Source organism: Coprococcus sp. TF11-13 (assembly GCF_003481085.1).
GTDB classification, from domain to species: Bacteria; Bacillota; Clostridia; order Lachnospirales; family Lachnospiraceae; genus Coprococcus; species Coprococcus aceti.
In genome coordinates this window covers 171,092-183,901 of the sequence record NZ_QUKK01000002.1, presented here as the reverse complement: position 1 = coordinate 183,901, position 12,810 = coordinate 171,092, and the positions used below count along the sequence as shown (strand labels likewise).

Annotated in this window: 12 protein-coding genes and 1 other annotated feature (1 of these 13 running past the window's edge); of the genes, 2 read left to right on the top strand and 10 right to left on the bottom strand. The window is 43.9% G+C overall.

Annotation, left to right across the window (positions count from 1 at the left end):
- Positions 1-222, bottom strand: a binding site (T-box leader); it reaches 20 nt to the left of the window's first position.
- 47 nt (positions 223-269) lie between these two features.
- The 6 genes from DXD11_RS05435 to DXD11_RS05410 form a co-directional block, all read right to left on the bottom strand.
- Positions 270-1,403 carry an alpha/beta hydrolase gene (locus tag DXD11_RS05435; RefSeq protein WP_118757930.1) on the bottom strand — a complete coding sequence of 378 codons (1,134 nt, stop codon included), beginning with the start codon at positions 1,401-1,403 and terminating at the stop codon, positions 270-272.
- 16 nt (positions 1,404-1,419) lie between these two features.
- The gene (locus tag DXD11_RS05430; protein WP_118757929.1) at positions 1,420-2,313 is read right to left on the bottom strand and encodes a Fic family protein; all 894 of its coding nucleotides are present in this window, start codon (positions 2,311-2,313) and stop codon (positions 1,420-1,422) included.
- Positions 2,314-2,455: 142 nt separating this feature from the next.
- Positions 2,456-3,076: a flavin reductase gene (locus tag DXD11_RS05425; protein ID WP_117875314.1), complete on the bottom strand. Its 621-nt coding sequence runs from the start codon at positions 3,074-3,076 to the stop codon at positions 2,456-2,458.
- 137 nt (positions 3,077-3,213) lie between these two features.
- Positions 3,214-4,887, bottom strand: coding sequence for a hypothetical protein (locus tag DXD11_RS05420; protein ID WP_118757928.1), 1,674 nt, complete (start codon positions 4,885-4,887; stop codon positions 3,214-3,216).
- Positions 4,888-5,094: 207 nt separating this feature from the next.
- Positions 5,095-5,742: an alpha/beta hydrolase-fold protein gene (locus tag DXD11_RS05415; protein ID WP_118757927.1), complete on the bottom strand. Its 648-nt coding sequence runs from the start codon at positions 5,740-5,742 to the stop codon at positions 5,095-5,097.
- A 13-nt stretch (positions 5,743-5,755) separates the two neighbouring features.
- Positions 5,756-5,941, bottom strand: coding sequence for a hypothetical protein (locus DXD11_RS05410; protein ID WP_055146045.1), 186 nt, complete (start codon positions 5,939-5,941; stop codon positions 5,756-5,758).
- A 246-nt stretch (positions 5,942-6,187) separates the two neighbouring features.
- Here DXD11_RS05410 and DXD11_RS05405 point away from each other — a divergent pair, with 246 nt between their 5' ends.
- Both DXD11_RS05405 and DXD11_RS05400 read left to right on the top strand, forming a co-directional pair.
- Positions 6,188-6,607 (top strand): GntR family transcriptional regulator, encoded by a 420-nt coding sequence (locus DXD11_RS05405; RefSeq protein ID WP_118757926.1) that lies wholly within the window; start codon positions 6,188-6,190, stop codon positions 6,605-6,607.
- Positions 6,604-8,079, top strand: a complete 1,476-nt coding sequence (locus tag DXD11_RS05400; protein WP_118757925.1) for a PH domain-containing protein — start codon at positions 6,604-6,606, stop codon at positions 8,077-8,079. The genes DXD11_RS05405 and DXD11_RS05400 overlap by 4 nt, the downstream gene beginning before the upstream one ends.
- A gap of 104 nt (positions 8,080-8,183) precedes the next feature.
- On the opposite strand, the gene DXD11_RS05395 is transcribed toward DXD11_RS05400, so the two are convergent.
- The 4 genes from DXD11_RS05395 to DXD11_RS05380 all read right to left on the bottom strand — a co-directional run bounded on the left by DXD11_RS05395 (position 8,184) and on the right by DXD11_RS05380 (position 12,784).
- Positions 8,184-8,765, bottom strand: coding sequence for a DUF6553 family protein (locus DXD11_RS05395; RefSeq protein WP_118757924.1), 582 nt, complete (start codon positions 8,763-8,765; stop codon positions 8,184-8,186).
- Positions 8,766-8,897: 132 nt separating this feature from the next.
- Positions 8,898-9,938: a galactose ABC transporter substrate-binding protein gene (locus tag DXD11_RS05390; protein WP_118017065.1), complete on the bottom strand. Its 1,041-nt coding sequence runs from the start codon at positions 9,936-9,938 to the stop codon at positions 8,898-8,900.
- On the bottom strand, positions 9,931-10,893 hold the full coding sequence (locus tag DXD11_RS05385) for a substrate-binding domain-containing protein (protein WP_118757923.1): 963 nt from the start codon (positions 10,891-10,893) through the stop codon (positions 9,931-9,933). The genes DXD11_RS05390 and DXD11_RS05385 overlap by 8 nt, the downstream gene beginning before the upstream one ends.
- Positions 10,880-12,784: a cache domain-containing sensor histidine kinase gene (locus DXD11_RS05380; RefSeq protein ID WP_118757922.1), complete on the bottom strand. Its 1,905-nt coding sequence runs from the start codon at positions 12,782-12,784 to the stop codon at positions 10,880-10,882. The genes DXD11_RS05385 and DXD11_RS05380 overlap by 14 nt, the downstream gene beginning before the upstream one ends.
- Positions 12,785-12,810: the final 26 nt, after the last annotated feature.

Sequence of the window (12,810 nt, the reverse complement as noted above, 5' to 3'; positions counted from 1 at the left end):
TCCGTGTTACCACCTAAATTCAGGAACTTATTCCTGCTCTCAGCCGACAGCCATCACTATCGTTGTTCCTATAACGTGGAACCTTCCGTTGACCACTACCCGGAAAACTTTCGCGGTCACAGCTCGGGGACTGCTTCCTTAAGGTGTCCTATAGGCTCGCACCAAACGCCTACTCTCTGAAGTGACAGTGACTTAAGTACTCCTTCCTGTCTTTGCCTTTATCTGATTTTTAGGATAGCATTCTGATGTCGTGTTGTCAAACAGTTTTTTTATTTCATAAATGCACACTCATCCTCGTTACAGAGTATTCCCTCTGGATTGTACATATTCATATGGAATACATGGCCGCTATCAGGATTGTTCTGTCCATACGCTTTTGTGATATGTGCAACTCCAACTTTGTTCAGCACCTCATCCAACGCTTTTGTATGTGATGCCAGATCATCATTTACACTGTACATGAGATACGCCTCCGGAAACTCAGCATTTACATAATCAAGCTGATCCATAAACAGCTTGTATTGTTCCTCAGCCACAGCATATGCCTGGCTTATTTTCTTACTTTCACATTTTTCAGCTTTGTCGTGTGAACTTGTTTTTCCGTCACTATTCTGGTCATCATCCACATCATTTCTCAGATACCATGCGGATATATTGTCATTTCTTTCTGCCATCTTGTATGCACCACAGTTAAGGCATACCTTCTTAGGCAGTAGATCATATGTGAAGAAATCAAGCTTTGCCCTGTAATCGCTGTTTGATGCTATGATGCAATAATTTGCCGTGAGCTGTGCCCCCGCCGAATCACCGACCATATAGAAATTATCAATGTCTATTCCAAGTGTCTGCGCATTCTCATGGATATACCGAATGAGATACGCCACATCCTCTATGGCCGCAGGATATTTGTTCTGCGGTGACAATCTATAGTTAAAGTTCACCACCACGTACCCGTGCTCCGCAAGAAGGCAGCAATAGTGGCTGTACAGTTCCTTGTCACCATAGAACCAACCTCCGCCATGCACGCTCACTATCACCGGATATTTTCTGTTTTCATCTGTCATATACGATATTGGAACGCAGAGATCCATGTAGCTGTTAGATGTATAGCTTGCAGAATCCACGTCTGCGGCATCCCCGGAATCGGCAAAGAATATAATGTTCCTCTCTACACCTTTGTTCCATATTTCAATCAGATCATTGAAACGGACCTCATCAAGCTCCTTTTTGTAATCCAGATTCTTTATCTGTACAACATTTGCCGGATATTCAAGCCCTCTGTCTCTCGCCGCATCACTTGCTTTCCAGGCGTGGCGCATATTTACCCATGCCGGAAGATTCTTCTCCACCGCACCGCGGCTGAATATCTCTGCTACGTTCTTCATCATTCTTTCTCTGTCCATAATTTCCTCCATTATTTTAATCTCTGTGCTGTATCCTGAAATAGTCCAGGTACTTTTTAAACTTATCCTGCGCAGTAAGGCAGGTATCCCGCAGATATCCTCTTTCTCTATTCCATTCTGAAAGTCCTCTATAGTAATACCATTTGAGATCTTCATCTATGATAAATGGAACTATATCATATTTCAGGCACTCCTTGAACAATATCAGCCTGCCAACCCTGCCATTGCCATCTTGAAACGGATGAATACTTTCAAATTCATGGTGAAAATCCAGAATATCATCTAGTGTCTTTTCATTGAGCTTGCGGTATCTTGCAAGGAGATTTTTCATTTTCTCTGGAACTTCTTCCGGCAAAGCCGTATCATGACCGCCCACCTCATTCGGAACTTTCTTGTAATCTCCCACCGCAAACCATTCTTTTCGTGAGTCCTGAGTTCCATTCTTGAGAATCAAATGCAGCTCCTTTATCATTTTCTCACTTAATAAGTTCTTTGCATCATCGATCACCAGATCTATACACCTGAAATGATTGGTCGTCTCGACTATATCGTCAACATTTATCGTCTGATCACTCACGCCTATAGTATTTGTCTCATATATATACCGTGTCTGATCATGACTGAGCCTGCTGCCCTCTATATGATTGGAATTGTAAGTGAGATCCACCTGTATCTTATGATAAATGCCACCTTTAATTCCATTTTTTTTCTCTTCTCTCAGCACAGTCAGCAGATCCCGGTTCTCTTCTCCCGCAGATTGACGCATTGGTTTCTGCGCAGAATCCGGTATATTCCACGTCTTTCCCGTCAGAAAAGCCCCAGGAATCTTATCATGAGCGCAGTAATTTCTAACGGTTCGTTCTGACACATTCCATTTTTTTGCAGTCGCTGCAACTGAAATATAACCCATGAAAATCCCTCCTTTTACGCAATGGGCTTTTATCATCTGCACAGTGTTTTGTATATAGATAGTATATGCCGTTACCGGCAAGAAATCAACTTTTTCAAGATTTGAAACCGTTCATTTCTTGCCGATAACGGCATATCTTACATTACTCATATATAGGTTCAAAGTCGTCTGCTCCGTGTCCACACAGAGGACATACATAATCTGCCGGGAGCTCACTTCCTTCATATACATAGTTACATATCTTGCAGCGCCATCCCACTATCTTCTTATCTGTCTTAGGAGGCTTGTCTGCCTTTGGCTTTACATGTGCCTGATAATCAGCATATGTGAGAGGAGCCTTGTCTGACAGCATCTTTGCATCAACCACCTCCGCGATGAACAACGTGTGCGTTCCGAGATCATGGCTCTCAACTACCTTGCCACTGATAACCGCGCAGGCATACCAGCCCATGTAAGGGATTCCGTTGACATCCTCCGGCATCTTTATTCCGGAGGTTTTGTCCACGTCTCTTCCCGACTGGAAACCGAAGTGCTTTATCGAGTCAAATGTACACTGCTCGTCAAGTACACTGAGGGCAAACACACCACTCTCCTTGAGCAGATCACATGTGTAATTCGTGTTGAGAACCGATATCGCAACCCGCGTTGGATTGTTCGCCACCTGTATACAGGTGTTGATGATGCAGCCATTTGCCTTGTCGCCCAGCTTTGTGGACAACATGAAAATCCCGTATGATAAACTGTAGATCGCCTTTTTATCCATGATAATAACCTCCTTGTCAATCATAATTAATCAGTTATATAGATTTATTCTCAATAAGATATTTCTATAATACCACATTATCATGCAAAAAGCTCCCCCTGTTTATCACAGGGAGAGCCTTTATTTAGTGAATAAATCTATCTCTCAACAGATATTATGTCATTTATTCCGTTGGCTGATTCCTGATAAAATACTTTTATTTTATCCCCGCTCTGTATAAATATCAGTTCCTCGTTCTCTGAGAAATCCTGCTTGTATACATTGCCATTTTCATCCGTGATATACACATATGTCGTCTCATCCATGTTGATATATTTGATATCAGCTACCGTGATCTGTCTGTTTGGTATATCGTCCGTCATGCTCTGCGTGCTCTTAAGTCCGTTCTCTGCCAGCAGCTTGTTGTATGCCGCAAGTGCGTCCTTCTGGGTAGTGCCTGTAGCTACAATATTGTACTTCTCCACATCGACAAGCGCATACATCTTTACCAGGCCACCGTTGTCCTTTAAGACCATGATGTAGGTTGGTATTCCGCTGATATTGATGAGTGATGGGAAGGATGCCTTATAACCAAGATGCTGTACCTGTCCCTCTGCCGATGACATGGCTGAGTATTCCTCTGCACCTGCTACTTTGTAATATTTGCTCTCTCCTGTCCGGAGATTCATCAGGGCAAATCCTATGTTGGACTCGTCACCATTTACCGATGTGACACCTGTATATACCCACACATCGCCGTCCATAACCTTGTAACCATAATCATCCGTAGTCCTCTTGCAACCCTTATTGCCAAATACGCTGTTCCAGTAGCCGCCTGAGAGTTCGCCGTACCAGTCGTATTTCTGGCACACCAGGTCGCCATCATATACACGGTCCACCCAGTGTGGAACATCACTGACTTCATGATACTCTGTATCGCCCGTGCACGGATCACATATAACCACACCCTTTACATCCTTTGCACCGAAGAGTCCTGCATGCGACTCAAGAACCGGACAGATGTAATACGGATTGCCATCGTCATTGAGCTCCAGATAGAAACCTTCAAATATATATGTCGGATAAGCCATCTGGACATGTCTGTACAGGTTCTTGTTGAAATACGCTGAAGGTGAATACACTATAGGCTTTTCAGTCTGTATATAGTGTGCCTCATTCTTTACAGGATCCACAAGAACATAACCCGGGATTCCGTTCTTCCTGTTGTTCATATATTTGATGAATCCCGCATAGTTGAGTGCTGCAACCTTCATCGGCGCGCCATTGTAATCTATAGTGCTGTAATTGCCGCTGACCTCATACTGGCTGACCACATCCGAGAGTGAACCGACGGCTCTCTCACCTATGATCCTCGCTGTGCTTGTATCCATCAGTGCAATGTCATTTATCTGCCTGCTCTCCGGGATATCCGTCTGGAAGTCCCCATCCTCTATATTGATGAGACTTGCATACTTTGATGCACAAAACAGCTTGGATGACGCCGCCACCATAATGAGTCCGACCGCTATCATTATTACTACTATCCATGCTGCCGGTTTCGTTGCTTTCGTTGCGACACTTCTGGTATCATTACTCTCCACCGTGAAATCAAGCGTACAAAAGCCAACAAGCGCAACTGAAATGACCATCCACACCCAGAAACTTGTACTCTGTATGTTGATCGCCGGTGTTGCCGCATAATAGTATATAAGCTCTCCTATGACCAGCACGACAAATGCTATCACATTCCATTTGCCGAGCCTTCCTGGGGGCTTTGCAAATATCTCCTTTGCCGCTCCTGTGCTTTTCTTTTTCTTTGTCTGTTTACCCATGTTGCCCTTCTTTCCGGCTTACCACGATCTGATTTTTCGCTGCATATACTTACCGGATCGTGTCTGCCATTAATCTATCTACTCCATATGTCTGCCCCATATATTATCATCTATTCCGATAAAAATATATATCTATCCGGTATATGTTATGCCTCGTATCGTTCTGCCAGTGAACGATTGTATATATGTGCTCTCCTGTGCTTTTGGTTATTCTCTTGCTTTCCCTATCCACTTCACAGCCTTCGCCAGCCTCTTCCCGGAATCGGCAAAATGCCCACCTGGATTTATCTCATATATCACATCGTTGTCCTTCTTCAGCAGGTCGCAAATCTCCTTTGTCCGATCCGCAACAGTTGACATCAGCCTGTCGGATGTCCGCGATTCCTTGCCGCCGAGACTGATGTATATACGTTTATTCGCAAGTGTTGGCTGGCTGTTTACATATTCAGTGAATCCCGGATACCACATTGAACCTGAACATGTGGCACACCCGGCAAATATATCCGTCTGATACATTGCCCAAAGTGCAAAAAGCCCAGCAAGCGAATATCCCATGATATAAAGAGGTCTGTTCGCCTGGCTTTGAATATCCAACTGCGGTACGACCTGCTGTTCTATATAATCCAGTGTCCGTCCCGCCTCTCCGGCAAATGATCCATCGACCTCATCCGATCTCCACGGTGAGAGATCCCTGTTCCAGTCATCTATCTGTATCGCAACAAGTGTAAAATGTTCTTCTCCCACCAGTTCTCTGATAGAATCCGCTGTGTGCTCCAGTTCATCTCCCCTGTGTGGGTACATGACCCAGAGGATGATCGGACCATTTTCCGAAGATATAAGTGTGTGTAACTGCATATATGTTCATCTCCTATAATGTGTCGGCTATCTTCTGGACTTCCTCCACTGATATGTTCAGTTTCTTCGCTATCTCTTCTATAGGAACCTTCACATCCAAATATGCCCTCACTGCACCCTTTAATTCTCCTCGCGCCTCGCCTATAGATATTCCTCTTTCTTCTCCTCTGGCTTCCGCCCTATCAAGTACTTCACACATATTTTTTAAACCTCCTTTATTTCCGTTAGCCTGCGCCTGTTCAAATCTTTCGTCCTGCGTCAATACACTCAAATGAATTGTCACCGGAAGAACTTTTGGATATAATGAATTATATAATGATCATCTGTGGGTAATCAACTTACTCACGGATGATTTTTATTTATACGGCGATTTCTCATAGTTGACTTATCGCGGAATCTGTATTATATATTATAATACAGATAATACAAAAAGGAGGGACACCACATGATCATAGAGCTTGACATGAGCAGTGACACACCCATATACGTACAGCTGCGCAATCAGATAGTAAAGGGAATCGGCAAAGGCGAGATACAGTCAGGTGAAAAGCTTCCCACTGTAAGACAGCTTGCGGCGGATGCCGGCGTGAACACAATGACTGTGAATAAGACATACCAGATACTCAAAAACGAGGGATATATCAGAACTGACAGAAGGCTTGGAGCATTTGTATCAGAAAATATCAATATGGACGCCGAGTTCCGTGACAAGCTGGAGTCAGAGTTGGAACTTCTGTCTGCCGAGGCAAGCATAACCGGGATGAACCGGGAAGATTTTCTCAAGTTATGCGATGAAGTATATTCCAAAATGAAGTCTTCTCCAATCCAAATATCCACTAAAATAACAGAAAGGAGCAACATATGAGCATAGCATTATTTATCATATTCCTGTTTATGAACTTCTTCATACTGCTCATAATGAAGTTCGTATATACAAGTAATTATTCGTATACCGAAGGAATGCTCCTGGGTGTCCACATTCCAAAGGAACACATTGAAGACGAAACCGTCCTGAATATTGTTGCTGCTGCCAGACGTAAGATGAACCGGATTATCTGGATAAATCTCATCCTTGGAACAGCCCTGTGCTTTGTCGTATTCTGGGAGATCATTATATTCATTCTGGCATACACTGTCTGGATGATCGCATTCTGTTTCCTTATAACATATGCAAACAACTCCGCGCACAGGAAAATGTATGCCCTAAAGATGAAAAATGATTGGGTGGTCCCTGATCAAAGAAGAAAACGTTACATTGATACAAATGTGTCAACCCAGATCGGCAAAAGTGAGATCAGTTTCAATTATCATGGAATAATAATCCTTGTAGAGCTCATTTGCCTAGTGCCATTTGTGATAGGGAAAAGTGCGGTCATATCAACCACAATGATAATAATGGGACTCTGCTCCGTCCTGATGTCACTTACATCCATGATATTCCACATATATGTAAACCGGCACGAGCGAACTGTGTACAGCTCGGATACCCAGCTCAACCAGACCGTCAACAGAACCATGAAGATATACAAGGGACTAGCAATGCTGATTCTTTCGGCAACAAATGCTGTCGCATGGGTATATATCACTATTGACACCCTGATTCATTGCATATCATCAGCCAGTAAGTCCCGGCAAATTTCGCTTTCTGATATCCTAAATTTCAAGGGTGCGCTTGTAGATGTCTCGCTGTGCAGCTCCGCACTCTATGTCTATATATTTGTCCAGACTCTTGCTGCCATCGGATTGTTTGCACCTCTCCTCATGGCACAAAGCAGAAAACGTGAACTCTTGGCCGCCGACACCCAGCCTCTCTACGTGGATGACGACGAATACTGGAAAACCGGATATTACTACAATCCTTCCGACCCGCATGTGCTGGTTCAGAACAGATTGCAAAGTGGAAATTATACATTTAACTATGCCACCAGGAGCGCAAAGATTTTTACAGGACTTACATATATCCTTATCACCGCCTGCATTGTCTGGACGATAGGCGTGCTTGTGCCATTCATAAACGTGCATATTGACACTCATCTTGACTCCAACAAACTCACAGTGTCTGCTGCCATATACTCATCGGAGATATATTTTGATGACATCGAGGAGGTTCAGCTTCTGGATGAACTGCCAGACGATGATTTTGTTCGCACAAACGGAGGTGCCACCGATGAATACCTGATCGGCCATTTCAAGAGCAGCACCTACGGCAAATGTGAGCTGTATGTATACGCAGACAGTTATCCCATCATCATGATAAAGACAAGGGATGAAGTGATATTTATGAACAACAAGGATTCTGATGATACTTATTCTATCTTCGAATCCATACATTCATGAGATAACGCCAAAACAGGTACAATAGATAAGACCATCATGCATTTTAACACTAAATACATGATGGTCTTTTGATCTGTTCACACATAGTCATTCCGTCTATACTATCATTTCCTTAAAAAATGCTCCCTGTTCGGATACTCCTGCCTGAATGCCGCCAGTGCTGCGCTCTGAAGTATGGCAAATTCCTTGTCCATGTGCAGCATATGCGGCGCGTCAAATGCGATGGAGCTTATCTGATCTGCGATCTTCTTCGCCACGCCCTCATCCGAGAGCTGCCCCATGCCAAATGCTATGGATGTGAAACCTCTGCCGCCTCTGCTCACCTCGATGAACTTGAGAAACGCATTCTTGAGCTCATAAAGCAGTATCTCCTGTTCCTCGGCACTTCTCCTGTCTGCGTCGAACAGGCAGAGCTTGCTTATGATCTCCACAGCCTGTTTCTTTTTCTGACCTCCGATGTCAACAGAACCGCCCTCCGATATGTATTTGAGCTCCATAAGGCAGCCCACAAATGCATCATTCTTCGGCTTTCTCTTGCCATATCTCGCTGTCCACAATCTCTGACGGAAGGCAGTAGACGAACCGGCGCTGTCACCATCCATATCCGTGCTGTTATTTTCCAGCAGTTCAAGTCTCTTATCTGCATCCGTCTCTTTGTAAAATTCTTCTATCCAGCTATTTTCCATATGCATCCTTCCCGAATATATAATTAGATCTGTATCTCTACATTAGTTCTCTATAATTTTTCCAGACAGATCTTCTCCAATTATATATGCTTTTAATTCACGATTTTTTATTCACTTATCTGTCGGCTACCCTTATCTGTGCAGGAAATCATCCACGCTGTCAACATCGACCTTCCAGTAAGGCGACACGTAATATTTGCCCTCTTCAAGATTATGACCATCAATGCTGTTTCCCTTGAAGAGATCAACTGCCAACCGCGCTATCTCTCCCGCCTGGGCCTCCTTGTCATTATAAACTGTTCCCTGCATGTTTCCCTGCTTTATCGCCTGGAGAGCATCATCAAGTCCGTCTATTCCAAAGATCACAGGCCATTTGTCCCGGCTTATACTTGAGTTATCGTACGCCTCAACTGCGCCCAGTGCCATCTCATCATTGTTGGATATGACAAGCTCTATCTGACTGCCATACTGACTTATAAGCTGAGTCATTCTGTTCTCCGCCTGACCTCTGTTCCAGTCTGCAAACTGATAACTGAGCTTCTCAAGATCCACTCCCTTATCCATGATGGTCTTCACCGAACAGTCGGTTCTGCTTATGGCATCCTGATGTCCGGCCTCCCCCTCCAGAAGAACATACTGTATCTTACCATCACCGTTGCGATCCACTTCGCTGTGCTTCTTTATATAATTTGCCGCAATCTCACCCTGCATATCACCGGATTCTTTTGCGTCACAGCCAACATAGTAGAGCTTTTCCCACTGCATCAGGTCATCACGCACCGGCTCTCTGTTGAAAAAGATCACTGGTATATCACTCTGCCTTGCTGACTTGATAATATTTGCCGGTGCGGTTCTGTCTACAAGATTTACACACAGCACATCGCAGCCTGCATCTATCATCTCATCAACTATCTCATCCTGCTCACGCTGATCATTATCACCACTTCTCACCGATACTATCACATTCATGTTTGTGGTCTCCATAGTCTTAAGCTGAGATTTCACCTTTTCAATCATGGCATTTATGAATGGATCATCTGCTGTATAAGTGACCACCCCGACTCTCATGGTTTTGTTTGATTTTTTATTGCTGCTGCCGCAGCCCATAAGCGAGACTATCATCGCAGCTGCCAGCAAAAGCACATATATTTTTCTTCGTTTCTGTCTACTCATATGAATATAAAAACCTCTCTACATCATCGGAGAACAAATCGTCACTGTATATTATCTTTATGCCCTCCTCCCGACTCTTCATCGTATACAATCTGCTGTTCAGACCCTTTACTACCTCTGTCACACTGGCATAGCCAACACCGTATCCATCCGGAATAACAAGGCACTTTATCTTGCCCGCATCAAGCAGCGCCACAGATTTTACGCTGGTCCCCATTCCATATATCTGGGCGCCATTGTACATACCGTTATCCGCATTCTCTCCTATCTCATCGATCGCATATGTGTCCATCACAACCATGTAGTCCACCTTTCCCAGAATATCCACAATGTCACATATGTTCTGATTGCCACATCGGCTGTACACCCAGCTCACCTCGCATCCGGTTCCTTCTATCGCATCCATAAGTCCTGCTTTTCCGCTCACACTTCCCTCTGTCTGGGAATATCCGGTTATAATGCCTATGCTTTTGCCACGGAGTCCGTCCGCATCATTTGCCCTGATCTGTTCTCCAAGGGTATATCCTATCTTGTAGTTATCAGGTTTTATCGTGACAAATCCCGAGGCGCCATCTTCACTGTATGCATCCTGGGTTATAAGTACAAATGGTACATCGCCAAGCTGCCTCAGCATATCCGATGTATCCTCGCCCGGTGCCGGACAAATTATGAATGCATCTACATCATTTTCAAGCTGTTCATCTATGAGCTCCTTCTCATCCTGGGCTGACTCGATATCATCAGTGTTGCATATGATAAGATGGATATCATTGACATTTGCTGATTGTTTAAGTCCATTTATAAGTCCATCCCACCTCTTATCACCGGAATTTGAAAGTATGACCGCTACTCTTTTCTGAGGTATATTTTCCCGGAATATCTGATGTATAAAGAATCCGGCTATAACCACCAGAAACAGCTCCGCGATCAAAAAGGTTATCTTACTCTTCTTCATCTGTCACCATCCCCCTTCCAAAATCCTGCCTCTCAAGTCTCTCTCTGTTCTCCTCCGTGTAAGGAATGGCTGGAATGTGAATGACAACCTTTGTTCCCTCGTCCGGCTCACTGTACACCTTTAATCCATATTCGCTGCCAAACATCAGCTTTATCCTGGAGTGAACATTGATAACACCCACTCCGGAGCCATGCTTTGGCACCTTATTGTTGTCCACAAGGATGTTCCGGGCAACATCCTCCGACATACCCATGCCATTATCCTCAACTGAAATGTAGATGTCATCGCCCTTCTTCTCGCCACGGACAGTTATCTTGCCACCATCGTCCTCATCCATGTTGCCCACACCGTAGTATATTGCATTTTCCAGGATTGGCTGCACGATAAGTTTAACTGTACAATAGTCATTTATCTCTTCGTCTATGATAAATTCTGTAGCAAATCTTTCTTTATATCTTACCTTCTGTATGTTCATGTAACTCGTGCTGTGCTGGATCTCGTCCGCTATCCTTATGACAGTTCTGCCCTTTGACAGACTTATCCTCAGCAGCTTTGCAAGCTCAGATATCATAAATACTGCATCTGTATTTCTGTTCGCCTCCACCATCCATGTTATGGACTCCAGTGTATTATACAGGAAATGCGGATTGATCTGACTCTGGAGCGCATCCATCTCACTCTTTCTCCGCTCATTCTGCTGTCTGATTATCTCCTGCATCAGAATCTCTATCTGCTCATAGGATTTCTTGACCGAATATCCCAGATGTCTTATCTCGGAAGATCCTCCAATATATATATCCGTGGTTCCACCTGTCTCATATGACTTTACTGATTCATTCAGCTTAAGTATAGGCTTTGAGATTTTCTTTGTTATGATCCTGTTCACCCACAAGAGCATCATAAGCAATATCACAACCGTAGTTATGATGTAATATCTGTACTGATTGATACTGGCAGTCTGAACACTTTCCGGGACAACTCCTATGATCTTCCATCCAGTGTAGGCTATGCTGCTGACAACAACATTTTCTGTGCCACCCGTCATCTTGATCTCATATGTACCGTCGTCATATACCGCTGCCTCTGTACTTTCCTCTGTGAAAAAGCCTCTGTCTATCTCTGCTCTTCGCGGATGGTATATGATATCTCCGTCACGATTGCACAGATAATAATAAGTCTCACTTGAAGAATCATTGATCCTTGAAAGAGCCTCCTCGATCACGGAATACTTCATATCTATCAGAAGCACGCCGTTTACCGGCTTATCTCCATCATTGATATCAACAGAACGGCTGAGGGATATGACCCAATAATACCTGTTGGCGCCATCTTGAAACAGATCTTGTATATGAGGTGTAGAGAAGTGCATATTCTCTATATCTTCAGATGCATTCTTGTACCATTCCTGTTCCTCCACATTAACCTTATCCTTCTGCACTGCAACCGGCTCCGCAGCAACAAGCTTCCCGGAATTGTCGTACAACGCCATACTCTGCACTTTGTCAGCATTCACCTCATATAAAAGACTGAACTGTCTGCTGAACTCCTGACTGGAGATGTCATATTCCTGGATGATATTATAATTCACTCCATTAGATATCTGTCTGATGCCTGCCAGGTCTGTATCCACTTTATCCACAGTACTCTCTATCATGCTTTCTGCATTTGACACTGCAGTCTGCTTTATCGCAAGCTTGAATCTATTGTAAATAAGAAACCCCATAACCACAGTTGTGGTTATCGTCAGTCCTGTGAGCACCGCCATGATTATTGACTGTATGTCAAATCCTATAAATCTGCCATGATGAAACCAGCCTCGCAGCCTCGCGCGCAGAGAATATTTATTTTTCTGCTTTTTGCCCTGAGCATCCTTTTTCTCTCTAATCTTCAAAACAATTCTACTCCCCTTATACTTTC

What these genes read in the sequence shown, in the direction of transcription:
- DXD11_RS05435 (WP_118757930.1), bottom strand. Translation starts at nt 1,403, where the DNA reads ATGGACAGAGAAAGAATGATGAAGAACGTAGCAGAGATATTCAGCCGC.
- DXD11_RS05430 (WP_118757929.1), bottom strand. Translation starts at nt 2,313, where the DNA reads ATGGGTTATATTTCAGTTGCAGCGACTGCAAAAAAATGGAATGTGTCA.
- DXD11_RS05425 (WP_117875314.1), bottom strand. Translation starts at nt 3,076, where the DNA reads ATGGATAAAAAGGCGATCTACAGTTTATCATACGGGATTTTCATGTTG.
- DXD11_RS05420 (WP_118757928.1), bottom strand. Translation starts at nt 4,887, where the DNA reads ATGGGTAAACAGACAAAGAAAAAGAAAAGCACAGGAGCGGCAAAGGAG.
- DXD11_RS05415 (WP_118757927.1), bottom strand. Translation starts at nt 5,742, where the DNA reads ATGCAGTTACACACACTTATATCTTCGGAAAATGGTCCGATCATCCTC.
- DXD11_RS05410 (WP_055146045.1), bottom strand. Translation starts at nt 5,941, where the DNA reads ATGTGTGAAGTACTTGATAGGGCGGAAGCCAGAGGAGAAGAAAGAGGA.
- DXD11_RS05405 (WP_118757926.1), top strand. Translation starts at nt 6,188, where the DNA reads ATGATCATAGAGCTTGACATGAGCAGTGACACACCCATATACGTACAG.
- DXD11_RS05400 (WP_118757925.1), top strand. Translation starts at nt 6,604, where the DNA reads ATGAGCATAGCATTATTTATCATATTCCTGTTTATGAACTTCTTCATA.
- DXD11_RS05395 (WP_118757924.1), bottom strand. Translation starts at nt 8,765, where the DNA reads ATGGAAAATAGCTGGATAGAAGAATTTTACAAAGAGACGGATGCAGAT.
- DXD11_RS05390 (WP_118017065.1), bottom strand. Translation starts at nt 9,938, where the DNA reads ATGAGTAGACAGAAACGAAGAAAAATATATGTGCTTTTGCTGGCAGCT.
- DXD11_RS05385 (WP_118757923.1), bottom strand. Translation starts at nt 10,893, where the DNA reads ATGAAGAAGAGTAAGATAACCTTTTTGATCGCGGAGCTGTTTCTGGTG.